The organism is Saccharopolyspora sp. NFXS83, assembly GCF_026241095.1.
In the GTDB taxonomy this organism is placed as follows: Bacteria; Actinomycetota; Actinomycetes; order Mycobacteriales; family Pseudonocardiaceae; genus Saccharopolyspora_C.
In genome coordinates, this window is sequence record NZ_JAPFGB010000005.1 from 182,302 (window position 1) to 207,707 (window position 25,406).

General features: G+C 71.9%; 21 protein-coding genes. 6 read left to right on the forward strand and 15 right to left on the reverse strand.

Translation table 11 applies throughout. From position 1 onward, the window contains the following. Window positions 1-202: 202 nt before the first annotated feature. Complete coding sequence (locus tag OOZ19_RS07630; protein ID WP_266089309.1) at window positions 203-1,042, reverse strand: SDR family NAD(P)-dependent oxidoreductase; 840 nt, start codon at window positions 1,040-1,042, stop codon at window positions 203-205. A 73-nt stretch (window positions 1,043-1,115) separates the two neighbouring features. Next, window positions 1,116-1,481, reverse strand: a complete 366-nt coding sequence (locus OOZ19_RS07635) for a MerR family transcriptional regulator (RefSeq protein ID WP_266089310.1) — start codon at window positions 1,479-1,481, stop codon at window positions 1,116-1,118. A gap of 107 nt (window positions 1,482-1,588) precedes the next feature. Here OOZ19_RS07635 and OOZ19_RS07640 point away from each other — a divergent pair, with 107 nt between their 5' ends. Then, on the forward strand, window positions 1,589-2,710 hold the full coding sequence (locus tag OOZ19_RS07640) for an NADH:flavin oxidoreductase (RefSeq protein WP_266089311.1): 1,122 nt from the start codon (window positions 1,589-1,591) through the stop codon (window positions 2,708-2,710). A 175-nt stretch (window positions 2,711-2,885) separates the two neighbouring features. On the opposite strand, the gene OOZ19_RS07645 is transcribed toward OOZ19_RS07640, so the two are convergent. The 4 genes from OOZ19_RS07645 to OOZ19_RS07660 form a co-directional block, all read right to left on the reverse strand. Next, the gene (locus OOZ19_RS07645; protein ID WP_266089312.1) at window positions 2,886-5,165 is read right to left on the reverse strand and encodes a xanthine dehydrogenase family protein molybdopterin-binding subunit; all 2,280 of its coding nucleotides are present in this window, start codon (window positions 5,163-5,165) and stop codon (window positions 2,886-2,888) included. Between the two features lie 12 nt (window positions 5,166-5,177). Beyond that, complete coding sequence (locus OOZ19_RS07650) at window positions 5,178-6,158, reverse strand: FAD binding domain-containing protein (protein ID WP_266089313.1); 981 nt, start codon at window positions 6,156-6,158, stop codon at window positions 5,178-5,180. Beyond that, a complete protein-coding gene (locus OOZ19_RS07655; RefSeq protein WP_266089314.1) occupies window positions 6,151-6,633 on the reverse strand; it encodes a (2Fe-2S)-binding protein in 483 nt (160 codons plus the stop codon). The genes OOZ19_RS07650 and OOZ19_RS07655 overlap by 8 nt, the downstream gene beginning before the upstream one ends. A 724-nt stretch (window positions 6,634-7,357) precedes the next feature. Next, window positions 7,358-8,296: a metallophosphoesterase gene (locus tag OOZ19_RS07660; RefSeq protein WP_266089315.1), complete on the reverse strand. Its 939-nt coding sequence runs from the start codon at window positions 8,294-8,296 to the stop codon at window positions 7,358-7,360. A gap of 475 nt (window positions 8,297-8,771) precedes the next feature. Between OOZ19_RS07660 and OOZ19_RS07665 the strand changes: the two genes are divergently transcribed. Further along, entirely contained in the window at window positions 8,772-9,455 is a 684-nt protein-coding gene (locus OOZ19_RS07665; protein ID WP_323055108.1) for a response regulator transcription factor, read from the forward strand. 117 nt (window positions 9,456-9,572) lie between these two features. On the opposite strand, the gene OOZ19_RS07670 is transcribed toward OOZ19_RS07665, so the two are convergent. Beyond that, window positions 9,573-12,209 carry a hypothetical protein gene (locus tag OOZ19_RS07670; protein ID WP_266089316.1) on the reverse strand — a complete coding sequence of 879 codons (2,637 nt, stop codon included), beginning with the start codon at window positions 12,207-12,209 and terminating at the stop codon, window positions 9,573-9,575. Between the two features lie 216 nt (window positions 12,210-12,425). On the opposite strand from OOZ19_RS07670, the gene OOZ19_RS07675 reads away from it, so the two are divergent. Genes OOZ19_RS07675 through OOZ19_RS07685 form a run of 3 tightly spaced genes read left to right on the forward strand, consistent with a single transcriptional unit; the run spans window position 12,426 to window position 15,490 of the window. After that, window positions 12,426-13,784 carry a helix-turn-helix transcriptional regulator gene (locus OOZ19_RS07675; protein WP_266089317.1) on the forward strand — a complete coding sequence of 453 codons (1,359 nt, stop codon included), beginning with the start codon at window positions 12,426-12,428 and terminating at the stop codon, window positions 13,782-13,784. A 36-nt stretch (window positions 13,785-13,820) separates the two neighbouring features. Continuing rightward, window positions 13,821-14,576, forward strand: a complete 756-nt coding sequence (locus OOZ19_RS07680; protein WP_266089318.1) for a response regulator transcription factor — start codon at window positions 13,821-13,823, stop codon at window positions 14,574-14,576. Next, window positions 14,576-15,490, forward strand: a complete 915-nt coding sequence (locus OOZ19_RS07685) for a sensor histidine kinase (protein ID WP_266089319.1) — start codon at window positions 14,576-14,578, stop codon at window positions 15,488-15,490. The genes OOZ19_RS07680 and OOZ19_RS07685 overlap by 1 nt, the downstream gene beginning before the upstream one ends. Before the next feature lie 87 nt (window positions 15,491-15,577). Here OOZ19_RS07685 and OOZ19_RS07690 read toward each other — a convergent pair whose 3' ends face one another. The 4 genes from OOZ19_RS07690 to OOZ19_RS07705 form a co-directional block, all read right to left on the reverse strand. Further along, entirely contained in the window at window positions 15,578-16,435 is an 858-nt protein-coding gene (locus tag OOZ19_RS07690; protein ID WP_266089320.1) for a 3-hydroxyacyl-CoA dehydrogenase family protein, read from the reverse strand. 493 nt (window positions 16,436-16,928) lie between these two features. After that, entirely contained in the window at window positions 16,929-18,113 is a 1,185-nt protein-coding gene (locus OOZ19_RS07695; RefSeq protein ID WP_266089321.1) for a TerC family protein, read from the reverse strand. Window positions 18,114-18,153: 40 nt separating this feature from the next. Further along, window positions 18,154-19,419, reverse strand: a complete 1,266-nt coding sequence (locus OOZ19_RS07700; RefSeq protein ID WP_266089322.1) for an amidohydrolase — start codon at window positions 19,417-19,419, stop codon at window positions 18,154-18,156. A gap of 82 nt (window positions 19,420-19,501) precedes the next feature. Next, window positions 19,502-20,164 (reverse strand): trimeric intracellular cation channel family protein, encoded by a 663-nt coding sequence (locus OOZ19_RS07705; RefSeq protein WP_266089323.1) that lies wholly within the window; start codon window positions 20,162-20,164, stop codon window positions 19,502-19,504. A 220-nt stretch (window positions 20,165-20,384) separates the two neighbouring features. On the opposite strand from OOZ19_RS07705, the gene OOZ19_RS07710 reads away from it, so the two are divergent. Beyond that, entirely contained in the window at window positions 20,385-21,488 is a 1,104-nt protein-coding gene (locus OOZ19_RS07710) for a beta family protein (RefSeq protein ID WP_266089324.1), read from the forward strand. Between the two features lie 41 nt (window positions 21,489-21,529). Here the strand turns inward: OOZ19_RS07710 and OOZ19_RS07715 are convergent, their stop codons facing one another. The 4 genes from OOZ19_RS07715 to OOZ19_RS07730 all read right to left on the reverse strand — a co-directional run bounded on the left by OOZ19_RS07715 (window position 21,530) and on the right by OOZ19_RS07730 (window position 25,294). Further along, the gene (locus tag OOZ19_RS07715; RefSeq protein WP_266089325.1) at window positions 21,530-21,901 is read right to left on the reverse strand and encodes a nucleotide pyrophosphohydrolase; all 372 of its coding nucleotides are present in this window, start codon (window positions 21,899-21,901) and stop codon (window positions 21,530-21,532) included. Between the two features lie 60 nt (window positions 21,902-21,961). Beyond that, a complete protein-coding gene (locus OOZ19_RS07720; RefSeq protein WP_266089326.1) occupies window positions 21,962-22,831 on the reverse strand; it encodes an LLM class F420-dependent oxidoreductase in 870 nt (289 codons plus the stop codon). Window positions 22,832-22,971: 140 nt separating this feature from the next. Beyond that, on the reverse strand, window positions 22,972-23,955 hold the full coding sequence (locus OOZ19_RS07725; RefSeq protein WP_266089327.1) for a glycoside hydrolase family 183 protein: 984 nt from the start codon (window positions 23,953-23,955) through the stop codon (window positions 22,972-22,974). Window positions 23,956-24,052: 97 nt separating this feature from the next. Next, window positions 24,053-25,294 carry an AI-2E family transporter gene (locus OOZ19_RS07730; protein WP_266089328.1) on the reverse strand — a complete coding sequence of 414 codons (1,242 nt, stop codon included), beginning with the start codon at window positions 25,292-25,294 and terminating at the stop codon, window positions 24,053-24,055. Window positions 25,295-25,406: the final 112 nt, after the last annotated feature.

The following is a 25,406-nucleotide window of genomic DNA, read 5'->3' on the forward strand; positions in this document are numbered from 1 at the left end:
GCACCCCGGGCATCGGGGTGAACGCGATCGATGTGATGAGAAGACCCGGACCGCACTGAGGAATCGCGCATCAAGCGCGTCGCTCTCAGAACCGCGTCGAACTCAAGAAATGGCGGAAGCCACTACCTCCAGCGTGGGGCCCATCCGGGGCGCGCCGGAAGACTACAACGCCGCCGCGCCGCCCGGCAATCCACCACCGCGTTCAGCTCAGCCCGAGCATCGCTTCGGTGGTGTCCCACAAGTCCCGCGCCAGCGCCGGATCGCGCGACTGCTTCGAAGTCGGCGCGTCGGCCCGCATGCGGTGGAAGTACCGGCCGTTGACGCTGAGCGGATCCGCCAGCGAAGCCAGGTGCACCAGGGGCGCGGCGCCCTGCTCGTTGCCGAGCAGCAGGGTGCGTCCCGCCGAGGTGCCGTACACCAGCGAAACGGGTCCCCTGCTGTCGCGCCCGAAACTGGAGCCGACCGTTCCGGGGTGGAAGGCGACGGCGCTGATCCCCGTCTCCGGGGTGCGCCGGGCGAGTTCCCTCGCGAAGATCAGATCGGCGAGCTTCGCCGATCCGTACACCCGCAGCGAGGAGAACCGGCGACGCGCGAAGTTCAAGTCCGCCAACGAGATCCGGCCGAACCGGTGCCCCATGCTGCTGGTCACGATCACCTGGGCGCGCGAGGCGCTGAGCCGCTCGTGCAGCAGCGCCTGCAGCAGGAACGGGGCCAGGTAGTTGCTCTGCAAGGTCAGCTCGAAGCCGTCCTCGGTGACCTCGCGCCGCGGGACGACGCCGCCCGCGTTGTGCGCCAGGACGTCGATCACCGGGCACCGCCGCAGCAACCGGTCCGCCAGCGACCGCACCTGGTCCAGCGAGGCGAAGTCCGCGATCAGCGGTTCCACGCCGAGTTCGCCCGCCACCGCGCGGGTCTTGTCCGCGGATCGCCCCACCGGCACGACGGTCGCCCCGCGCGCGGCGAGCTCCCGCGCGGCGGCGGCACCGATCCCGGCGCTCGCCCCGGTGATCACCACGGTCTTGCCGGTCAGATCTTCGGGCACCGCTGCTCCTTCCTCGAACCCACCGCACCTGACGGCGTCGACCTCCATCCTGTCAGCGGTTCCCGCGCGCGGATCAGGCGGCGGGGCAACCGGTCGACTCGGCCTTCGCGGCGTGGCAGATGACCGCGTCGAGGCGGTCCCGGGTCGCGACGAGTTCGCCGATCTGCCCGTCGATGCGGTCCCGCTCGGCGGTGAGCCGCCCCAGCAGGTCCGGGGTGACCTCGCCCGTCTCCACGCACGGCAGCAGGCTCAGGATCGTCTTGCTGGACAATCCCGCGCCGTAGAGCTGCTGGATCAGGCGGACCCGGTCGACGGCGGAGTCCGCGTAGGTGCGCTGCCCGCCTGCGCTGCGCTCGGCGCGCAGCAGGTGCTGTTCCTCGTAGTACCGCAACGCCCGCACGCTCACGCCGGTGCTCGCGGCGAGCTCCCCGATCCGCATCGCGCCTCCCACGAGTTATCCGGAACACATTCCTTGCCTCTGACGTCAACGTCAGGTTTTAGCCTAGCGCACGTACACCGCACGCCACCAGGCCGCTAGGAGTCCCCGTGTCCAGCCCCCACCCCGCCGCCCGCGCCGCCGAGGTCCTGTCCCGCCCGTTCTCGCTGGGCGGGCTCACGTTGCCGAACCGCATCGCGATGGCCCCGATGACGCGCGAGTTCTCGCCCGGCGGTGTCCCCGGAGCCGACGTCGCCACCTACTACTCGCGCCGCGCCGCGGCGGGCACCGGCCTGATCATCACCGAGGGGACCTACGTCGACCACGACTCCGCCGGGCTCAGCGACCGGGTACCGCGCTTCCACGGTGAGGACGCGCTCGCGGGCTGGAAGAACGTCGTCACCGAGGTGCACCGGGCGGGCGGCAAGATCATGCCGCAGATCTGGCACGTCGGCATGGCCCGCACCGCCGGAGCTCCGCCGTTCCCGGACGCCCCGCCGATGGGCCCGTCCGGACTCGACATGGAGGGCAACGCGGCCGGGCATGCCATGACCCAGACCGACCTCGACGCGGTGGTCGAGGCGTTCGCCAGGGCCGCCGCCGACGCCGAACGCCTCGGGTTCGACGGCGTGGAACTGCACGGCGCGCACGGCTACCTGATCGACCAGTTCCTCTGGGACGGCACCAACCACCGCACCGACGGCTACGGCGGCGACCCGGTGTCCCGCGTGCGGTTCGCCGCCGAGATCGTCGCCGCGGTGCGCCGGTCGGTCGCCGCGCACTTCCCCGTCGTGTTCCGCACCTCGCAGTGGAAGATGAACCACTACAAGGCGAAGCTCGCCGCCACCCCGCAGGAGCTCGAAGCGGTCCTGAGCCCGCTCGTGGAGGCCGGCGTCGACTCCTTCCACTCCTCCACCCGGCGCTACTGGCAGCCCGAGTTCGAGGGCTCCGACCTCAACCTCGCCGGGTGGACGAAGAAGATCACCGGCAAGCCCACCATCACGGTCGGCTCGGTGGGGCTCGACGAGGAGTTCCTCAAGTCCTTCAGCGGCCAGACCTCCGCGGTGACCGGCATCGACGACCTGCTGGACCGGCTGGAACGCGACGAGTTCGACGTGGTCGCCGTGGGCCGCGCCCTGCTGGCCGACCCGGAATGGGCGGAGAAGGTCCTCACCGGCCGCCACGACGAACTGGTCCCGTTCACCTCGGAGCAGCTGACCACCCTGCGCTGAGGCCCGTTCGCAGCGGACCTTTCCGCGGAGCGCCGGCGGCTTCCTCGCGGCCGACCACGCCGGTTCAGGCGAACGCCTCTCCACCCCGCATCGCGGGCCGGAGGAGGCGTTCGCCTCCGGTCGGTCGCCATGGGCTCGCGGGAGCGTCGGAACGGCCCCGGAGCTCGGGAGGCCGCTACAGCAGCTGGTCCAACGTCATCGGCAGCGACCGGAGGCGCTTTCCCGTGGCGTGGTGGATCGCGTTCGCGATGGCCGGGGGGAGGCCGGTGAGGCCCACTTCACCGACGCCCTTCACGCCGACCGGGCTGAAGCGGTCCGGGGTGCCGACGAAGGCGACCTGGTGGTCGGGGACGTCGCCGTTGACGGGGATCAGGTAGTCGGCGAACGTGGCGTTGGTGATGCGCCCGGTGCCGGGGTCGGTGGCGGTGTCCTCGAACAGCGCCATCCCGATGCCACCGACGGCGCCGCCGATGATCTGGCTGCGGGCGGTCTTCTCGTTGAGGATCCGGCCGCCGTCGATGGCCGAGACGATCCGCGCCACCCGGACCGTGCCGAGATCGGCGTCGACCCGGACTTCCACGAACTGCGCCCCGAACGCACCCGCCCGGGCGAGGCCACCCGCGTCGTGGGACGTCGGGTCGAAGGCGCCGTCCGCCGCGAGGTCGCCGCGCCCGTGCCGGGCCAGCATCGCCGCGTAGGTCTCTCCCCTGGCGGGATCGTCGGTGAAGTGCAACCTGCCGTCGGTGGCGGCGAGCTGATCGACCCGCGCACCCCGCAGAGGCGCTGCCGGGTCGTCGGCGACCAGGTCCAGGAACCCCCGCCACAGCCGGAGAACCGCCGCGTCCACGGCCGCCCCGAGCGATCCGGTGAGCCCGGATCCACCGGCCAGCGGCGCCGCCGGGAGCCGCGAGTCGCCGATCTCGAACCCGACCGCGCCGACCTCCAGGCCGAGCCGTTCCGCGGCGAGCTGGGTGATGACCGTGCGGGAGCCCGTGCCGATCTCGGCGGTGGAGCTGCGCACCACGGCGGCGCCGTCGGCGAGCACCGCCACCGACGCCTCGCACGGCAGCCCGAAGAACGGGAAGGACGCGGTGGCGACACCGTAGCCGACGAGTTCGTCGCCCTCGCGCAGGGAACGCGGTTGCGCGGGGCGGCGGCTCCAGCCGAACAGCTCCGCGCCCCGCCGGTAGCACTCGCGCAGCGCGTTGCTGGACCACGGCAGCCCGGATTCCTGGTCCGTCGCGGCGAAGTTCCGCATCCGCAGCTCGATCGGATCGATGCCGACCTGGTAGGACAGCTCGTCGATGGCCGATTCCAGCGCGAAGTTGCCCTGCGCCTCCCCTGGAGCGCGCATCGAGCACGGGCCGGGGATGGTCAGGCGCACCTGCTCGTCGCGGGTGGCGACGTTGGCGCACGCGTAGCGGACGGCCGTCCCGCTGGTGACGGGGTCGACGTTGTCGTCGTCCACGGCGGCCGTCTGCGTCGAGCGGTGCTCGATCGCGCGCAGCGTCCCGTCCCGGTCCATGCCGATGCGCAGCCGCTGCACCGTGCCGGTGCGGTGCCCGACCCCGGTGAACATCTGCGGACGGGTCAGCACCAGCCGCACCGGCAGGCCCACCTCGCGCGCCGCGAGCACGGCCAGCTGCACGTGCGGCCAGGTCCGCAGCGCCGAGCCGAAACCGCCGCCGACGAACGGCGCGAACACCGTGACGTCCGCCGCCGGCAGCTCGAACGCCGCCGCGAGGGACTCCCGCATCGCGCTGGGGCCTTGGCTGTTGCTGTGCACGGTGAGCCGCGGCCCGTCCCAGACGGCGACCGCGCTGAACAGGCCCATCGGGTTGTGCGTGTTCGCGGGGGTGGTGAAGGTGGCGTCGTAGCGCACTTCGGAGCGCGCCAGCGCGCCGGGCACGTCGCCGCGAGTGGTGCCGGTGCCCGCCGGAGCGCGCGGCGCCCGCGGATCGTCGATCGCCACCACCGGCGAGCGCACCTCGTAGTCCACCTCGATCAACGAGGCCGCCTCCACCGCCTGCTGCGGGGTTCGCGCGACGACCACGGCGAGGTGGTGCCCGTGGTGGTCGACGACGTCGCCCTGCAACGGCGCGGGCGGTTCGCCGGACGGCCGCTGGACCTTCGGCGCGTTCAGGTGGGTGAGCACCGCGAGCACGCCGGGCGCCGACTCGGCCCGGCTCACCTCGATGGCGGTGATGCGCCCGGAGGCGATGGTGCTGCACGCGATGGCGGCGTGCGCCATGCCCGGTTCGGCCACGTCGTTCGGGTAGTCGGCGGTGCCGCTGACCTTGCGCCACCCGTCGACCCGGTTCAGCCCGGCGCCGACCAGCTCGGGCGCGGCGGGAGCGTGAGCGGCGGCGGTGCGGGCGGGGGCGGTCGCGGGCAGCAGTCCGGCTCCGGCGACGAGCACGCCCGCGCGCAGCGCGGAACGGCGGGAGAATTCCATCCGATTCCCTCTCTAGCTCGTCGTGTCGCGCAGCGCGCGGATCAGGGTGCGGCGCGCGAGTTCCACTTTGAACTCGGTGCCCTCCACGGTGAACGGGTCCTGGACGGCGAGTTCCGCCGCCGCCGCGAACGACTCCGCCGTGGACGGCTGGTCGAGCAGCGCCCGCTCCGCCTCGCCCGCGCGCCAGGGCACGGTGCCGACGCCGCCGAGCGCGATGCGCGCCTCCCGCACGACGCCGTCCGCCACCCGCACGGCCACCGCGGCGGAGCTCAGCGCGAACTCGTAGGAAGCGCGATCGCGCACCTTCAGATATCCGGAGCGCACGCCGGGAGCGGGCAGCGGCACGTCCACACCGATGATCAGCTCGTCGTGACCGAGCACGTTCTCCACGTCCGGCGTCGACCCCGGGACCCGGTAGAACTCGGCGAGCGGCACCGAGCGCGGTCCCGCCCCGCCCTGCACCCGCACCACGGCGTCCAGCGCGGTCAGCGCCACCGCCAGGTCCGAGCCGTGCACCGCGATGCAGTCCGCGCTCGCGCCGAGGATCGCGTGCATCCGCGCGCCACCGGTCACCGCGGCGCAGCCGCTGCCGGGCGCTCGCTTGTTGCAGGCCGTCACCGACGGGTCGCGGAAGTAGCGGCACCTGGTGCGCTGCAACAGGTTCCCGCCGATGGTCGCCATGTTCCGCAGCTGCGGAGACGCGCTGGCCAGCAACGCCTCGGACACCACCGGAGCCCGTTCGACGACGAGCGGGTCGGCGGCGAGCTCGGCCATGGTGGTCATCGCGCCGACGCGCAACACCTCGCCGTCCCGGCTGATCCCGCGCAGCGGCAGCCGGGTCACGTCGACGAGGGTGCGCGGGGCGAGCACCCCGTCCTTCATCAAGTCCAGCTGGGTGGTGCCGCCCGCGAGGTAGGACGCCTCCGGATCGGCGCCGACCGCGGCGACCGCTTCGGCGACGTCACCGGGGCGCAGGTACTGGAACTCACGCATTCTCCGCGACCTCCCGGATGGCGGCCACGATGTTCGAGTACGCGCCGCAGCGGCACAGGTTCCCGCTCATCTGCTCCCGGACCTCCTCGTCCGAACCGGTGCGCCCCTCGTCGAGCAAGCACACCGCGGACATGATCTGACCTGGCGTGCAGTAGCCGCACTGGAAGGCGTCGTGGCGCACGAACGCCTGCTGCACCGGGTGCGGTTCGCCGTCGGCGCCGAGACCTTCGACGGTCGTGATCTCGCGGTCGTCGCACTGCGCGGCCAGCGTCAGGCAGGACAGCCTGCGCGCCCCGTCCACCGCCACCGTGCACGCGCCGCACGCGCCCTGGTCGCAGCCCTTCTTGGTGCCGGTGAGGCCGAGTTCGTCGCGCAGCGCGTCGAGCAGCGTGACCCGCGCGTCGAGATCCAGTTCGTGGTCGGTGCCGTTGACGGTGAGCGAGACCGAAACCCGGTCGTCGGCCGTTGATGCCATGTGGCTCCATCCTCGTCGGTGCGATCACCGGCGGCTCCCGCACGACGGGCCGGGCCACCGCGACCGGCATTCCAGCGCGAGTCGAACACCCCGGTTCGCGGCCCAGGGCCGAAATGTCGCGACGCTCCCCCGTTATACATCGGTGATCTTCGATGACGCCAGCGCCCATTCGCGATTCGGCAACGGTTTTCCCGTTTTTCGACTCAGGCTGCGGCCCTTTCCGTCGCGCGCACCAGTGGCTCCCACCGTTGCGACGAGAAACGCCGCACGTGGTGGGAGCCACCTCGACAATGCGTATCACCTTCGGGCCGTCATGGCCGGAGTGCTCCGGGCACGTCGTGGCGCGCGCCGGAGCGGAGCCGTGGCGGACGGGTGCCGGTTACTTGCCCCAGCCCCAGCCGCCGCTGGAGTAGACGAAAACGCTCTTGATGCGCATGTCCGCACCTTCTTCCCAAGAACCCGGCAGGCGAAATCGCTCCGTCCACCGGTCGATCGACGATCGTTCTACGGAGTTCGCGGGGGTCGTGATCTTCGGCCCCGTACGCGCCGGGTGGTCGCCTTCAGGCCAGGCCCAGCACGATTGCCATCCACGGTAGGAGCGCGGCGAACGCGATCGAAACGGTCCTTCGACCCGCGTACGATATGTGTCGAACGCGCGGCCAGGGGCGTCCGCCGAACGGCGGACGCCCCTGGGGACGGTGAATCCGGTTACCGGATCAACGGGTCACTTCGTGGTGTTCAGGTCGACGTCGACGGTGAAGTCGTCCTCGCCGTCGAAGTAGTCCGAGTCGTCCTTCGACGGCGAGTAGGTGTCGACGATCATCTTGCCCGCGTCGATGTCGAACTGCAGCAGCCGCAGGTAGCCGAGCCCCCCTTCGGGGGCGCTCTGGTAGTCGGCGAGGATCTCCGGGACCTGGCGGCCGTCGCCGGTGTCCTTCACGTTGTGCGTGGCACCGTGGTTGTGCCCGCACAGCACGGCCTTCACGTTCTTGTGCGGCTTGACGATGCGGTCGAAGACGTCCTGCCCCTGCTGGTCGTAGGAACCGTCGGTGTTCAGGTACGCGTGCACGCTGATGATCACCGGGGTGTCCGGGTGCTCGGCGAGGGCCTGCTCCGCCCAGGCGAAGTCCTCCTCCTGCATGTCCCAGGTCAGCGACAGCATCATGACCTGCTTGCCCGCGACGTCGACGAGGTCGTAGTGCTGGCGGTTGTTCTCGTAGGACTCGCCGTACACCGGGGAGTTCGCGAACCGCTGCTCGCCGAAGTAGTCGCCGTAGAGGCCCTTGACGTCGTGGTTGCCCTCGACGACGCCGTACGGGAACTTCGCGTCGTCCAGCGTCTTCATGCTGGCGTCGGCGTTCTTCCACTGGTCCTCGTCGTCGGAGTCGTCGACGATGTCACCGGTGTGCGTCGCGTAACCGATCTTGCGCTCGGCGCCGTTGTCGACCACCCACTGCGTCTGGGCGTCGAAGTGCTCCGGGTGGCTCTCGGAGTAGTACTGGGTGTCCGGCAGCCAGGCGATCGCGGCATCGTAGGTGGCGGGGTCGGGCAGCTCGTTCGCGCGGGCCGCCGGTCCGGCGAGCGCGCTCGGCGCCGCGATCGCGGTCGCGGCGGTCAGGCTGGTGGCGGCCAGTGCGAACAGCAGGCGACGGTCAGGCTTCACTACGGCTCCTCGATTCGACGTCCGACCGGCGACATCGTTTCCGCACGGCGTGGAGTCGACCCGAAACCCCACCGTCGAACCGGTGAACTGCCGTCGAACTCGGATGAATTGCCGGATATCCGCCGTCCCACTGGCAATGCGACCGGGATCCGGGCCGCATTCGAATCGTCTCGCCGTTCGAGCCGAGCGATCAACCGCCCATCAAATTCGGTGGACGACCGAAAGGGCACACCGCCGGACCAGAAGGGCCGCGCTGACGCGGGTTCCTTGCGGGGAACCCCGCGCGACCGGTGCACTGTCGCCTGAGCTCGGTTCCTCGCCGGAACATCTGTGAGGGAAACCCCGCCGCCTCCCCGCCCCGAGCCACTTCCGCGCCGACCTCGCCGGAGACTCGGTGGTGCACGTACGGATCCGTGCGGCGTTCAGCCGCGCGGATCCCGTCCACCACTCGCAGTTCAGGTTCGGAGGATGCGCGATGACCACACAGATGGAACGGGAAGCCCCGCCGGTCGGCGACCAGGCGGGCCGGTCCTCCCGGAAACCGGTGCGGATCGCGGTCCGCGCGGCCGACCCCATCACCCTCACCGGGTTGACCTGCACACTGATGGGCCAGCCGAAGCTGCAGGTGAGCTCGACGTCCCAGGCGGCAGAGGTGGACGTGCTGGTCTACGCCGCCGACGCCGTGACCGCCACGACGGTGGCCGGGCTCCACCGCGCCGCCACCGAGTTCGGCGTGCCCATCGTGCTCGTCACCGGGGAGTTCGACAGCTCCCAGCTGCTGAGCGCGACGGAGTGCCGCGTCGTGGCGATCATGCACCGCAACGTCGCCACCGCGGCCCGGCTGCAGGAGACCATCCTCGCCGCCGCGGACGGGGGCGCCGCCCTCCCGCCGAAGCTGCTCGGGGAGCTGCTGCGGCAGGTGCAGGCCCTGCAGCAGGACGTGCTGACACCGCGCGGCCTGAACACCTCGGGGCTCACCCCGCGCGAGATCGACGTGGTGCGGCTGATCGCCGAAGGCTGCGACACCGAGGAGATCGGCAACCGGCTGTGCTACTCGGAACGCACGGTCAAGAACATCATCTACACCATGACGAACCGGCTGCGGATGCGGAACCGCCCGCACCTCGTCGCCTACGCGGTCCGCACCGGGGTCATCTGACCGGCGGGCCCCGCCCCGCGCAGGGCGCCGCCGCGCGGACCGGGGGCCGCCGCGCGGACGCGTGCGCGGGATCCTCCCAGCCCAGCAGGTCGACGCCGGAGCCGCCGCGCGGGAGCCTCACATCGCGCCGGCACCGAAGAACTCGGCGTTGACGGTGGCGGTGGCGAACTCGGCCCGCGACCGGTAACCGGCGCGCTTGAAGCACCGGGACAGCCGCCCCTCCACGCTCTTCTCAGTGCCCGCCAGCACTGCCGCCAGCTGCTGGTTGCTCAGCCCTTCCGCGACCATCCGGGCCAGCAATCGTTCGTTCTCCTCGACCGTCGCCGCCTGTCCCTGCACCCCGAGTTCCCGCGCGGGCAGCAGCGCGCGCATCCGGGCGCGCGGGACGAGCGCGTCGAGCTCACCGAAGATCCGGTACGCCGCGCTCGCCGATTCCCGGTCCGCCAAGCCGTGTTCCGCGACGGCGAGCACCGTGCCGGCGTAGCCGAACGGGTCGCCGAGGTTAGCGGCGGTCGTGATCGCCGCGGTGGCCGCGGCCGGATCGGCGTCGGCGACGGCCCGCGCCAGCTCCCGCTCCCGGCGCGCGGACTCCGTCACCGGCTCGTCGTCACCGGCCCGGTCGGCGCAGCGCGACGCGGTGGACGGGCTGCCGTGGTGCGCTTCCCAGCAGGCCAACCGGCGCCACACCGGCGCGGTGGCGCCGAAGACACCGACGTCAGCGGCACGTCGCAACGCCTCCTCCAGCAAGCCCCGGGCCCGCTCGGGCTCACCGAGCAGCCCGGCGAGGTCGGCCTCGGCGAGCAGCAGCAGGTGCGGCATCGGCGCGTTCCTGGAACGCGCTTCGGCGAGCACCGCGCCGGCGCGGCTCAACCGGCCGCGGGCGCTGAGCATCGTGGCCATGTCCCGGTACAGCACCGTCAGGCCGGGCACCGCGCCGTGCACCGGTTCCGCGGCGAGCGTGGCGCGGCACCGGTCCAGCGCCTCGTCCCAGTTCCCGGCCCGCGCCGACTCGATCGCCCGCCGAGGCTCGCTCGTCGCGGGCGTCCCGTGCGCTCCGGTGTGCAAGGTGAGCGCGTCCAGCAGCAGCTCGGCGACCTCGCCGTCGGGCCGGGGCGGTTCCCCGCCCGCGCGGCCGAGCAGCGCCCCGGCCACCCCGCGCAGCACACGTCCTAAATGGACGGTCGTGGTGTCGCGCTCCCACGCCGGAGCGTTCCGGCTGAGCAGGTCGTGCGCGTCGGCCCAGCGGTCGAGCAGGCACAGCGCGGCGGCGCGCACGACGATCCCGGCCGTGCCGTCGTCGGCCAGGTCGCGCAGCGCGGCCAGCTCCCCTGCGCCCGCCAGACCCAGACCCCGGATGATCCGCAGCTCCTGCGCGGACGCGGCGGGCAGCGCCCCGGGTTCGGCGCCCAGCGCCGCGTCCGCGAGTTCGACGGCGCGGCGGAAACGCCGATGGCGTGCGCAGATCACCGCGCGGCGGTGCAGGAGCACCGCACCCGCCACCGGGTCCGCGCACAGCTTCACCGCGGCCCGCGACCACCGCTCGGCGCGGTCCCCGTCGACGGCGGCGACCTCGTCGACCCGGCGCCGCAACTCGGCGACGGCGCGGTCCCGGTCGACGAGGTTGCCCGCTTCCGCCATCCGGTCGGCGAGGTAGTGCTCGTCCGGCGCGGTGGCGGCGCCCTCGATCAGCGCGGTGACCGCGAGCTGCGCGATGCGGCGGCGTTCGAACAACCCGAGCCGCCCGGTCAGCACCGCCGCCAGCATCGGAACGCGGAATCGGAGCCCGCCGCGCGGATCCGGCAGCAGCACTCCGCGCGCGCACCAGTCCCGCAGCAGCAGCCGGACCTGCCCCTCGCCGCGCCCGAGGCTGCGCGCGATCAGCGCCGGTGCCGCCTCCCCCAACGGGTGCAGCACGGCCAGCGCCCGCAACACCTCCGGCGCGGCCCCGTCCGCATCGGCGCCACCACCCGGCAGCGCGGGCGCGGGCTCACCACCCGGCCGCACCGGGAACCGGTCGCTCACCAGGTGCGCGTGCTGGTCGACCACGCGCAGCACGCCGCCGCGCAGGTAGCCGTCCACGGCGGCGTGCACCAGGGCGGGCGTACCGCGGCACCGGTCGCGCAGCGATTCGGCCAGTCCCCGGGCGGGTTTCGCGCCCAACCGGTCCACGAGGATCCCCCGCACCGCGGCGACCGGCAGCGGGCGCAACCGCTCCACCCGCGCCAGCCCGGCGGCGAGCAGCTCCGCCAGCGGAGCGGAGATGTCCGCCGGGGTGCGCACCGCGCAGACGAAGGTGATCGGAACGCGCGCCAGCCCCCGCACCGCCCCCAGCAGCCTGCTGGTCGAGCGGGCGTCGAGCCGCTGCACGTCGTCGAGGAAGACGACCGCGCGGGTCCGCTTGCCGGACAGCACGCGCTGCAAGGTCGCCCACGGCGATTCGCCGGGCTCCGGTTCGGCACCGAGCGCGCCAGGGATGCCGCCCGCGACCTCCCGCACGTCCAGTCCCGCGAACACGACCGGAACATCCACAGTGGACATCCCGAGTTCCTCGGCGCGGGCGCGCGCCTGGGCGAGCACGGCGCTGCGCCCGATCCCGGCGGGCCCGGTGATCAGGACCAGCGGCACCGCGTCGGACCCGGCGCAGGACTCGACGATCCGGGCGACGACCTCGGCCCGGCCGTGGATCCTGCCGTCCGCGCCCGCGGGCAGGGGCGGCTCCGGACGGCACGCGGACAGCGATCGAGGACTGCTCATGCCCCCATTATCGCGGACGATCCCCGTCGCACTCCCGGTTTTCACGGGTAGTTCGCTTCTCGATCCATGAACGCCACCACCAGGGATTATGCGATTGATTACGCAAATCTTAAATCATCCGTTCGGCATTCTTTCCGGTCCGCACCATGCCCCCGATCGGTGCTAGACAGAAGATCAACGGCTGGTCATCGGGGGATGCGACGCGAGGGAGCGGACGTGATTCGGGAGGACATGGCCTTCGAAGCCGGGGAGGGCTTCGAAGGCAGGGAGGGCGCGCTGGCCGCCCTGCGCGGCGCGTTGCGGGAGTCCGCGCCGCGCGGGCGGCTGGTCGTCGTGCGCGGAGCCGCGGGCAGCGGGCGCAGCACGGTGCTGCGGACGGCGGCACGGCGCTGGATCGCCGAAGGCGTGCGGGCGGCGCAGGTGCGGCCGGTGACCGGCACCCTCATCGACGGGTTCGACGCGGTGCTGCACACGCTGCGCGCGCACTTCGACCGCTTCGCCGACCCCGGACTGATCGATCGGATCAGCAAGCTCTCGCGGCTGCGCGTCCGCGCGGCCGAGGACCCCGCGGAAGGACCGGCCGTGGTGGCCGAGCTGACCGAGGTGTTCGACCGGCTCGGCAGGCTCGGCAGGCTCGGCCCCACGGCGCTGCTGTTCGACGACGTCGACCGCATCGTCGACCCGGCGCTGCTGCTGATCACCGCCCGTCGCCCCGGTTGCCTGGTGGTCGCCGCCGTGCGCGACCCCGCCACCCCGGCGGGCGCGGAGCTGACCGCGCTGGCCGACGAGGTGGTCGGCCTCGGCCCGCTCGACGAGCAGCAGATCGCCGCCGCCGTCGGCGGCTCCGTGCACCCGGACCTGCTGCGCTCGTTGCGCACCGCGCTGGGGCCGCTGTACGGGAACCCGGGCACGGTGCTCGGCACCCTCGAACGGCTGCACCGCGACCGGCGGCTCACCACGAGTTCCGGCCGGACGCGGCTGCGCGACCCCGGCTCCCCCGTGCCGCTGCCCGAGGACCACGACCTGCTGCACCGCACCCGCGACCTGGGGGGCGTGGCGCCCCGGCTGCTGGCGGCCGTCGCCGCCGTGGTCGCGCTCGACATGGACGACCTGCCCGCGGTGGCCGACGCCCTCGGCACCGACCTCGCCACGTGCGGCCGGACCCTGGATCGGCTCGTCGACGCGGGCCTGCTCGTGGCCGACGCCGACGGGCGGCTCTCGTGCCTGTGCACGGCGCTCGCCGACTCCGCCGCCGCGGCCCACCCGGGCGCGGTGCGCGGGATCCGCGCGCTCGGTGCCGCCGCGCCCGTCGCACCGCTGCGCCCGGTCGTGGCGGCACCGCCGCCGAAATCCGGCGCGCGACCGTGGACCCCTGCCGAGCACCGCATCGTCGACCTGATCGGCGGCGGGCGCACCAACCGCCAGATCGCCACCGCACTCGGAGTGAGCGAGAAGACCGTGGAAAAGCACCTGACCCGGCTGTTCACCAAATCGGGCTGCCGCTCCCGCGTCGAACTGGTGACGACGCGGCTGCGCGGAGCGGCACCGGAGGAAAAGCTGGGGCGCGCCTCATGATCACGCCCGTGCTCGGGGCGTCGATAGGCTGGCGCGGTGACGCCGCCGGACCTGCCAACCGCCCACGACGCCCCGACGGCGGCGCGCCGCTGCATCCTGCTGGTCGACGACGATCCCGACGTCGTCGAGGTGATCACCGGGTACCTGCACCGCGCGGACTACACCTCGATCGTCGCCTCCGACGGACCGACGGGCATGGCGCTGTTCCACCGGGCGCGACCGGACCTGATCGTCCTGGACGTCGGATTGCCCGGCCTGGACGGGATCCGGTTCTGCGAGCAGGTCCGCGCGGCGACCAGCACACCGGTGATCATGCTGACCGGCCGGGCCGAGGAGGAGGACCGGCTGCTCGGGCTCATCGCGGGCGCCGACGACTACCTGACCAAGCCGTTCAGCGGGCGCGAACTGGTGCTGCGCATCCGGGCCGTGCTGCGGCGCACCGAGGCGTCCTCGGCTCCGGCACCGGTGGCACCGGTGGCACCGGGGCTCACCGCGGGCGACCTGGTCGTCAACGAGTCCTCGCGGGTCGTGAGCAAGCACGGCCGACCGCTCACCTTGACCAACCGGGAATTCGACCTGCTGGTGTTCCTGCTGCGGAACCCGGGTCGGGTGCTCCGGAGGGACGAGCTGATGCGTGAGGTGTGGGACTACGACTTCGGCGACGCCTCCACCGTCACGGTGCACATGCGCCGGCTGCGGGAGAAGATCGAGAACGATCCTTCCCACCCGGCCATGCTGATGACGGTGTGGGGCGTCGGCTACCGCTTCGACCCACCGGGCACCGCGCGGTGATGCAGGCGAACCCGCTGCTGATCATCTTGGTCGCGATGTGCGAGGCGACCGGCATCGGACTGCTCGGGTCGGTGCTGCTGCGGCGCTTCCCACTGGCCCAACCCCTGCTCGGGGTCGTACTGATCACGCTCGTCGCGATGATCACCAGCACCGGAGTGGTGGTCCTGCTGTTCGGGTTCTCCCCCGCGCAGGCCGCCGTCGAGCTGTCCGCGGCCTGCGTGGCGGCGCTGGTCTCGCTCAACGTCGGAGTCCACGGCGCCGACGGGACCCGCGTCACCGGCGGCGAACCGGGCCGCGACCTCGACCTGCCGCGCCGCGACATCGTGGCCCACGCCTCGCACGACCTGCGGGCGCCGCTGGCGAGGTTGCGCGCGACCGTCGAGTCCGCCCAGGCCGACGCGCCCCTCGATCAACGGGACCACCTGGGGCGGATCAGCTCCGACCTGGACCGGCTCGGCGACCGGCTCGACGACCTGCTGCGGTTGTCGAGGTTCCAGTCCGGCGGGTTGCACCCGCGTCCCGACCACGTCGAGCTGGCGGACCTCGCCCGCGACGTCACCGCCGGATTCCGCGCCGCGCACCGCGGCACGAGCGTGCGGGTCGACGCCGGCCCCTGCGTGGTGCGTGCCGACCGGCCGCTGCTGGAGGAGGTCCTCACCACGCTCGTCGCCGACGCGATCCACCACTGCGGTCCCGGCGGCGCCGTCACGATCACCATCGGCGGCGACGCTGCCTGGGCGACCGCGTCCGTTGACGCCGAACGCCGCGCCGCCGATGAGGCCGATCCGCTCGGCAGGCGCGACGGCATCCGGTTCGCCCTCGCCGAGGAGATCGTGCACGCCCACCGCGGCGCGCTCACCACCCGCCAACTCCCGCACGGCCACCACTCCCACGTCCGCCTCCCCCGGACGTGAACCTCCCACCGGCAAGCGGCGGTGTCGCGCAGGCAGGACGACGAGGCTGGAAACGTTGCCGCGGCGAGGAAGTCGGGATTCCGCCGCTCACTCCCAGTCGTGGAAGCCGCGGCCGGTCTTGCGGCCCAGTTCACCGCGCGCGACCTTGTCCCGCAGCAGCTGGGGCGGGGCGAAGCGCTCGCCCAGCGTCGCGTGCAGGTGTTCGGCGATCGCCAAGCGGACGTCGAGGCCGACCAGGTCGGTGGAGCGCAGCGGGCCCATCGGGTGCCGGTAGCCGAGCTCCATCGCGCTGTCCACGGACGCCGCGTCGGCGACGCCCTCCTCCATGATCCGGATCGCCTCCAGGCCCAGCAGGACGCCGAGGCGACTGGTGGCGAAGCCGGGCGAGTCCCGCACCATCACCTCCGCCTTGCCGAGCCCGCGCACCCAGTCGCGGGCCCTGCCGATGACGGCGTCGGTGGTGTCCGGCCCGGCCACCAGCTCCACCAGCTTCGAGGCGGGAACCGGGTTGAAGTAGTGCATCCCCAGGAACCGCTCCGGGCGCCGCAGCGCCGCGGAAAGACCGGCGACGGACAGCGAACTCGTGTTGCTGGCCAGCACGGCGTCGGCGCCGACGACCCGCTCGGCGCCGGAGAGCACCTCGACCTTGGTCTCAGCCAGTTCGGGCACCGCCTCCACGACCAGCTCGGTATCGCCGGGCAGCGCGGCGAGGTCGGTCAGCACCGCCACGCGGCCGAGCAGTTCCTCCGGGTCGGCCAGCTTCCCCCGCTGCGCGGCCCTGGCGAAAGCGGCCGAGATCTTGTCCCGCGCGACCGCCGCCGCATTCTCGCCGATTTCCACAATGGACACTTCTGCGCCACCGATGGCGAAGGTCTGCGCGATTCCCGAGCCCATTCGGCCACCACCGATCACGGCGACCTTCGCCGGGATTGCTGACGTGGTCATGACTTCCTCCGCTTCCAGGACCGGGAGTCCGCTCCCGGCGTCGGCACCGTCGAACCGCCGCCGCGGACCGAGGACGTAGCGGTTCTCCGGATCGCGCTCGCGATCCGGTGACCCTCTTGCCAGGCTCGCCCACTCGCGTCGGCAGGCACCCATTTTTAACCGTCCATTCGGTCGGCGATCAAGCAGGTACCCCTGAATGCACCTCGACCGCATGACCCGAATAGAGCAATGCGTTCGCCGCGAAGCGTTGATCTGCGACGACTGCACGGTCTAACGTCGTTGCGCAGAACTCCCAAGACCGGCTCAGCCGAAGGAACGACCAAGACTCCCCATTGAGCTCCCCAGCCCCGAACCGCCCGCGAAACGTCCCATTCTGCTTGCCAACGGCGATTCCACCGCCGTCACCGCGCGCAGCACCGCCACGTTCCGAGTCGAAACCGAACGGCCGACTTCCAGGAATGGACGAATCCACCTGGAAACGACGATCCGCGGCTCAGCCGGAGGCTTCGCGGTGCTTGTCGTGCGCGCGGCGCAGCAGGTCCATCAGTCCCCGCTCGTCGCGGATCGCGGCGCGATACCGGTGCGGGAGCTTCTTGATCTGCTCCTCTTCCGAGAGCAGTTTCCGGTAGGTCTGCTCCCGGATCGCCGGATCGGTCTCGTAGCCCTCGTCGAGGTAGGCCGTGGCGTGCCTGCGAGCACCGGAGACCGCGTTCTGCGCCCGCCCCTTCGGGCTCAGCAGCGAGGCGACGACCGTGATCACCAGCACGCCGATGATCACGCCCAGCGAGAGGCCGGTGCTGATCTCGACGATGTGCAGCGGCTTGCCGTCGTTGATGAACGGCACGTTGTTCTCGTGCAGCGCGTGCAGCACGAGCTTCACGCCGATGAACCCGAGGATGACCGCGAGCCCGTAGGACAGGAAGATCAGCCGGTCCAGCAGCCCGTCGATGAGGAAGTACAGCTGCCGCAACCCCAGCAGCGAGAACGCGGTCGCGGTGATCACCAGGTACACGTTCTGCGTCAGCCCGAAGATGGCCGGGATCGAGTCCAGCGCGAACAGCACGTCGGTCCCGCCGATCGCCACCATCACCAGCAGCATCGGGGTGAGCACCCGTTTGCCGTCCACCTGGGTGGTGAGCTTGTCCCCGTCGTACTCGTCGGTGGTGTGGAAGAGGCGTTCGGCGATCCGGATGATGACGTTGTCCGGGTTGCGGTCCTCGGAACCGGCGGGCCGCAGCAGGTTCCCGGCGGTCACCAGCAGGATGAACCCGAAGATGTAGAACACCCAGGCCAGCGAGTTGATCAGCGCGGCACCGAGGAAGATGAACCCGGTGCGGGCGATGAGCGAGAAGACGATGCCGAACAGCAGCACCTTCTGCTGATCCGCGTGCGGCACCTTGAAGCTCGAAATGATGATCAGGAAGACGAACAGGTTGTCCACCGACAGGGCCTTCTCCGTCACGTACCCGGCGAAGTACTCCGCGCCCATCGTGGTGCCGCCGAACACCCACACGCCGAGTCCGAACAGGACCGCGGCGCCGACGTACCCGGCAGACCAGACCGCGGCCTCCCGGATGCTCGGCGTGTGCGCCTTGCGCACGTGGAACAGGTAGTCGAACAGCAACAACCCGACGATCGCGATGATCGTCAGGATCCACACGTACCCCGGTACGTTCATGATCGCTCCGCCCGGCCGACGACGAGTTCCGAATGGCTCCTCAGCGGTCCGCTCCCGCGCTCAGGCAGGCCAGCGCGGCCACCACCAGAGCCCGGGTGCCCGCGTCGAGAGTGGGTTGCGGTACCGGCGCGAACTTCGCCGAGTGGTTGCCGGGAACGTCCTGCGCGACCCGTCCCTCGCGGGCCGCCCGCTCGAACAGGTCCGGGTCGATCCCGCCGAGCGCCCAGAACGTGCTGGGCGCGTCGAACGCGGCGGGCAGCTCGCCGAAGTCCTCGCTCGCCGACCACCGCCCCATGTCTCCCACCTGGTCCGCCCCGAAGTGCTCCCGCAGCGCGCCGGTGACCCGCTCGGTCACGTCGTGATCGTTCTCGGTCAGCGGGAAGCGCGCGAACATCTCGAACTCGGGCTCCTTCGGGCAGCGCGAGGCCGCGCACTCCGCGCGGACGATCCGGTCGATCGCGTCCAGCACCTGGGTGCGGATCTGCTCGCCGTAGGTGCGGATGTTGAGCTCGAGGACCGCGGTGTCCGGGATGACGTTGCTCTTCGTCCCCGCCTGCACGCTCCCCACCGTCAGCACCACCTGCTCACCGGGCGGGACTTCGCGGGCCACCACGGTCTGCAACCGGACGACGATCATCGCGGCGACCACGACCGGGTCGATCGTGGTGTGCGGCATCGACCCGTGCCCACCGGAGCCGTGCACGGTGATCCGCACGCTGTCGGCCGCGGCCAGCACCGGGCCGCTGCCGGTCGCGAGCCGCCCGGCGGGCAGCGGCAGCACGTGCTGCGCCAGCGCCACGTCCGGCGCGGGGATCACCGACCGCAGCCCGTCCTCGACCATGCCGCGAGCGCCGTCCGCGGTCTCCTCGGCGGGCTGGAACAACGCGATCACCGTCCCGCTCCAGTGCCCGGTCCCCTCCGCGAGCAGCTGGGCCGCGCCGAGCAGGCAGGTCACGTGCACGTCGTGCCCGCAGGCGTGCATCACCGGCGTCGGCGGGTCCCCGCCGGTGGTCGCGGTGCTGGCGTACGGCAGGCCGGTCGCCTCCCGCACCGGCAGCGCGTCCATGTCGGCGCGCAGCAGCACCGTCGGTCCCGAACCGTTGCGCAGCAGGCCGATCACCCCGGTGCCGCCCACGCCGGTGTGCTTCTCGAAACCCCACTCGCCGAGGCGTTCGGCGACCTTCGAGGCGGTGCGGTGCTCCTGGTGGGACAGCTCCGGGTGGCGGTGCAGGTCCCGGTAGAACTCCTCCAGCCAGCCGGTGTCTCCGCCGTCCAGCACTGCCTGGGCAGGTGACTCGGTCGCCACGAGCGCTCCTCTCGGGTCGGCGGTCGTACCGGAATTGTGCTGAGTCCGGCGTCCGCTCGCTCGGTCGAGGAGCCGCCCCCGGTCACCCCCCGCCCGGCTCCGAGCCGTCGTTCTCGGCGCGCCTCCGGCCCAGCGCGGACGGCACCTGGAGTTCGAACACCACGCCCAGCATCCGGATCGCGAAGCACGTCACCGACGCCAGCAGCACGCCCAGCAGCGAGCCGAGCCCGGCGTAGGAGGCGAGCACGACGATGGCCGCCCCCACCAGCGCCGGCACCGCGTACAGGTCGCTGACCAGCACCGCCGGGACCCGCCGGATGAGCACGTCGCGCAAGGTGCCGCCGCCGACCGCGGTGACCGCACCCAGCAGCACCGCCTGCACCCCGCCGAGCCCGAACTCCAGCGCCTTCGTCGCGCCGGTCACGCAGAACACGCTCAGCCCGACCGCGTCGAACACGACGATGATCGTGGTGAACCGCTCCAGCGGCATGCTCAGGAAGAACGCCACCAGCGCACCCGCGGCGGCGGCGCCCAGGTACTTGAGGTCGCTGAACGTGGCGGGCGGCACCGAGCCGATCAGCACGTCGCGGACGATGCCGCCGCCGAGCGCCGTCGTCATGCCCAGCGTCAGCACCCCGACCAGGTCGACCCGCACGGCCCGCACCGCGGTCAGCGCCCCGTTGAGCCCGAACGCGAACGTCCCGACCAGGTCCAGCACGAGGAACAACGACGACGGCTCCGGCATGCCAGCAGTGTGCAGCCCGCCCCATCCCGGCCACCGCCCGGCACGTCGCTTCCGCACTCGACCTGGCGCTCTCCCGCACTCGAACGGCCGATGAGCGAGGCCCGCCTCGGATGTGATCCTCGAGGAACCAGGTGGTGTTCCAGGGGCGCCCGGCTTCCACCAGGCCCACTGCTCCGGTGGGCGTGCGGTCGCGCCGGTCCGCGGAGCATCGGGAGGCTCGGTGTCATCGGACTGCTCGGAACGCACTCCGGTCCTCGCGCTCAAGAGCAAGGACGGCGAGATCGACGCGGTGCGCGCGACGGCGATCCCCGCCGCTCCCGTCACCGTCATGGTCGAACTCCTCGACGACGCGCTCACCAACGACTCCCGCCTCAAGCGGCTGGCCGGCATCGGCGCCGCCGCCGTCGTGGCCGGTCGGCCGTTGTGGGTCGACATCGGATGGCTGAACCGGAACCTCTGGTTCGGCGCACGTGCCGAGCACCCGCTCGAACACCTGGACGCGCGGATCGAAAGGGTGCTCGAGGAACGCCGCGAGCGCGACCTCTGGAACGCGGGAACACCGGCTCTCGTTCCGGTCATCCCGACCGCCCCGACGGAACGAGACCTGTTCGCCGTCCGGATGCTCCTCGAACACACCCGGAGGGAGGTCGTGCTGCGCAGCAGGGGCGATCGTGCGCACCTGCTCCGCGAGATCGACCGCGTCAAGAGCACCGCGAAACTCGACGACGGCGACCTGCACCTGCTGCTCGACGAGGGATACGTCTCGCAACTCGATCCGCGTCAGGCCCGCGGACTGGCCGACACGGTCACCGCGGTGGCCGCGCACCACCGCCTCGCCTCGATCGGCCTGCTCGCGGGGTCCACGCCGAGAGAGCGGAACAACTACGAGACCCACCTGCGAGAGCGGGTCGAAGTGAAACTGTGCGAGCTGGTCCGCCACCAGAGCGGATTTCGGCTCCGCTACGGGGATTACGGCGTGGTGCATCCCGTTCCGCGGGCTCCCGGAGGCCGGGGATCCCCGGCCAACCCGTACATCCACTACACCGTGCCCGGCCGATCCCTGTTCATCGCTCGCAGGAACCTGGAGCGGCGCAAGAACGGGTCCGTGCCTCCCGGTTCGGCCCAGAAGTACTTCCTCGAAGTCGCCGACGAACTCGTCAGGCACGAGGAGTTCGCGGGCCCCGACTTCTCCTGGGGAGACCGGCAGCTCTTCCACTGCCGCTACCAGTCCTCGCCGACGATCGCGAGCTCACCCAAGTGGATCGCGCTGGGCACCTCGCACCACCTGGCGCACCTGTCCGAAGGTCGCGATGCGCGGCGGTGAGCGCGTTCAGGGCTCGTCGCGGAACGGCCTGCGCAGCGGGTTCAGTCCCGAGGACCAGAGTGCAGGTCGGTTTGCTTCGCGGCGGTGCCGTAGGCGAGGTGCGCCGGGTAGCGGGACTCGTTGCGGTCGATCTTGGCGTGGGCGGCTTCGACCAGGTCGATGCCCGCGGCTTCGGTGAACTGGACCAGGTAGAGCAGCACGTCGGCGGCCTCGTCGGCCAGCCGCTCCTGCAGCGCGCCCTGCTCCAGACCGTCGGCGACGGAGGCGTCGTCGAGCCACTGCAACTCCGCGATCAGCTCGCCCGCCTCACCGCTGAGCGCCATCGCGAGGTTCTTCGGGCTGTGGAACCGCCCCCAGTCGCGCTCCTGCGCGAAGGTGCGCAACCGGGCCCGGAGCTCAGCGATGCTGTCCATGGCCGGACACGGTAGCGGCGTGCGCGAGGACGCATTCCCCTGGGCGGGGCCCGGGTGGGCTCAGCCGAGTTCGGCGAGGCGCGGCACGACCGCTCCCGCGAACTCGCCGACCATCGCCGCCGGATCCGGGCCGGTGGGCACGATCTCGACCAGTTCGACGCCGAGGCGGGCGTACTCGTCCATCCGGGACAGGAAGTCGTCCGGGGTGCCGAGGTCGCCCGCGGCGATGATGGTCTTCTGGACCTCCGCGGGGTCGCGGCCCTCCGACTCGCAGTGCCGGGCGAGGACCTCCAGCTTGTGCCGGACGTCGTCCGGTCCGGTGGCGAACAGGTTGCAGGCATCGGCGTACCGCGCCACCAGGCGCAGCGTCTTGCGCTCCCCGCCACCGCCGACGAGCACCCGCGGGCCGGGGCGCTGGATCGGGCGCGGACGGCAGATCGTCTCCGCCAGCTCGTAGTGCCTGCCGGTGAAGGGGCCTTCTTCGTCGCTCCACATCCGGCGGCAGATCTGCAGCGTCTCCTCCAGCCGTTCGAACCGTTCCGCCAGCGGCGGGAACGGGACGCCGAGCCCGCGGTGCTCGCGCTCGTACCAGGCCGCGCCGATTCCCAGCAGCGCGCGACCCCCGGACAGCACGTCCAGGGTGGTGACGATCTTCGCCAGCAGCCCGGGATGCCGGTAGGTCACGCCGGTCACCAGCAGCCCCAGGTCCATGCGGCTGGTCTTGCCCGCGAGGAACCCGAGCGAGGTGTAGCCCTCCAGCATCGGGTCCTGGGACGTCGCGAAGTGCTCCATCTGGAACCAGTGGTCCATGAGGCTGAACCGGGTGCACCCGGCTCCTTCGGCGGCGACCGCGGTGGCGGACAGCGCTCCGGCGAGCGAGCCGGGCTCGCCGGGGAGGGTGAAGTTCACGAAGTGGATGCCGAGCTGCACGGCGGAACTCCTCACGGATGTCGGGTGAGCGGCGCGGTGGCCATCCGCGGACGGCCACCGCGCTCAGAACACCACCCTGGTGGAAGCGTCGCCTTCCGAGCTGGCCCCGCCGATCCGAGGATCAGCGGTTTACCTGCCCGTCACGCGCCGGGTGCGGCTCCGGCGAACTGCATCGCCTTGTACGGCCAGTCGTGCTCGGTGTTCCACTGGCTGACCACCAGGTGCAGGTCGTCGAGGGTGGAGCCGGGCACGATGTAGCCGCCGTAGAGCTGCGCCACGTGGCCTCGGGCGTGGTCCTCGCCGTTCCAGGCTGCGCCCTGCACCGCGGTCGCCCGCGGCACCTCGTACAGGTTCGCGGTGGGCACGTCCATGTTCAGCACGTCGATCCGGTAGTCCCCGGCGTTGAACAGCGCCAGCAGCCACCGCCCGCCGACGGGCCGCAGGCACAGCTCGCCGTAGGCACCGGTGAGCGCGATCGTGGGCGGATTGCCCCACGCCCACGCGCCGTCGCGGAACCCCCAGCCCTCCCACGCGCGGGGGTCGGCGAGCCGGTCCGCGGGCACCCGGTGCAGCAGCAGTCCCTGGTCGCGGCGGAAACCGGTGGTGAAGGCGTACACGTAGCCGTCGTCGCCGAGGCCCCAGGTCAGCATCTGGAACAGGCCGCCGTGCAGGTCTCCGGGCCACGTGGTGCCGGTGTGCTGCCAGCTCTCGCCGTTGTCGACGGAGCTGTGCAGCTCGGTCCAGTGCACGTTGCCGATGCCCTGGCACACCATGACGTGCAGGTACATCGTGTCCCCGACGGTGATCAGGTCGGTCGGGATGACGGTGCTGACGTGACGGCCGTGGATCACGGTGTCGTGCTCGTACGGCAACGCCTGCCCCGCGTAGGAGTCGGGGCCGATCGACCCGGTCCACCCGACGCCCGCGGTCGCGGTGGACGGGTCCGCGAACAGCACCACCGGTGACCGCCAGCCCGGCCCGCCGACACCGGCCCGTTCGAACGTGTCGCCGAACACCGACACGATCCGCCCGTCCGGCGCCGTGGCCATGACGCCCAGGTCGGTACCTCCGATGCCGAACCGGTCGGTCACTCCGGGGCCGGTCAGGTCCTTCACCTTGCGCACCAGCGTCACGGTCCTCTCGCGTTCGCACCGGCCGTTCCGGTGCCGCGGGTCCGACTGTAAGTGCGCCCGCCCCAGTGATCGCACGCCGGGAGCGGGCTCACCCGTGCTCGTCGGCCACGGTCTCCTCGCCCGCGTCCTCGGGTTCGCCGGGCTCCGCCGAGGGGTCGATGAGCGCCCGGATCCCCGCGTTGAGCAGGGCGATCGCGGGCACCGCGAACACCGCGCCCGCCACCCCGGCGCCGAGGAAACCGGCGGTGATGCCGAGGACGACGGCCAGCGGGTGCAGCCGCACGGCGTGCCCGAGGATCAGCGGCTGCAGCACGTGCCCCTCCAGCTGCATCACCCCGACGACGATGGCGAGCACGATGAGCGCGGGCAGCGGACCGGTGGTGACCAGCGCCATCAGCACCGCGATCGAGCCGGCGATCATCGCTCCGACGTAGGGCACGAACGCGCCGATGAACACCAGCGCCGCCAGCGCCGCCGCCAGCGGCACACCGACGATGGCGCATCCGACGCCGACGCCCACCGCGTCCATCAACGCCACCGCCGCGCTCGCCCGGACGTAGGCGACCAGCGACTCGAACGCGCGCCGTCCGGCCAGGTCGACGCGGTCCCGGACGTGCCCGGGCACGGTGAGCTTGAGGACGAACCGCCAGATCGACCGGCCGTCGCGCAGGAAGAAGATCAGCGTGAACAGGGCGATCAGCAGCCCGCTGCCGACGCTGAGCACGGTGCTCGCCGTGTTCAGCGCCCCTGCCGTGAGGCTGTTCTGGCTGCCGCGCAGGTAGTCGGTGACGCGCTGCACCCCTTGGTCGAGCTGTCCCTGGCTGAGCCGAAGCGGACCGGTCCGGAGCCACTGGTGGACGCTCTCCACGGTGTGCGCGGCCTGCTCCTGCAACCCCGGCAGCCCGTTGATCACGGTGAGCACGACGAGCGCCAGCACCCCGCCCACCACGACGAGCCCGAGCAGCAGCGCCAGCACCGTCGCCAACGTTCGCGGCACCCCGACCCGGTCCAGCCGGTCCACCAGCGGCGCGAGCAACGCGGCGAGCAGCATCGCGACGCCGAGCGAGATCACCAGCTCGGAGAGCACCAGCGCGATTCGGCCCAGCACCACGAGCAGCGCCGCCACCGCCAGCAGCCGCCAGCTCACGGCCCCGGCGACTCGCAGCCCCCGCGGCACGGCCGGTCCGTCCCTTTCCTTCAGCGCTTCCTCCACCAGCACGTGATCGGCCTGATCGAGCAGCTCTAAACATCCGCCGAGGCTCGATCGGGTGGGCCGGTCGGCGAGCGCACGCTCCGCGCGCGGCCGGTCGCGGAGCAATTCCCATCCCAACCGACCGAACGCCATATTCCTTCAACGCGAATTGCGAACAAACCCGCCCAAGTTGAAACTTCCACCGTCAGGGGACAATCTCATTTTTCCAGATCGCGTCTCTCGTTGAATC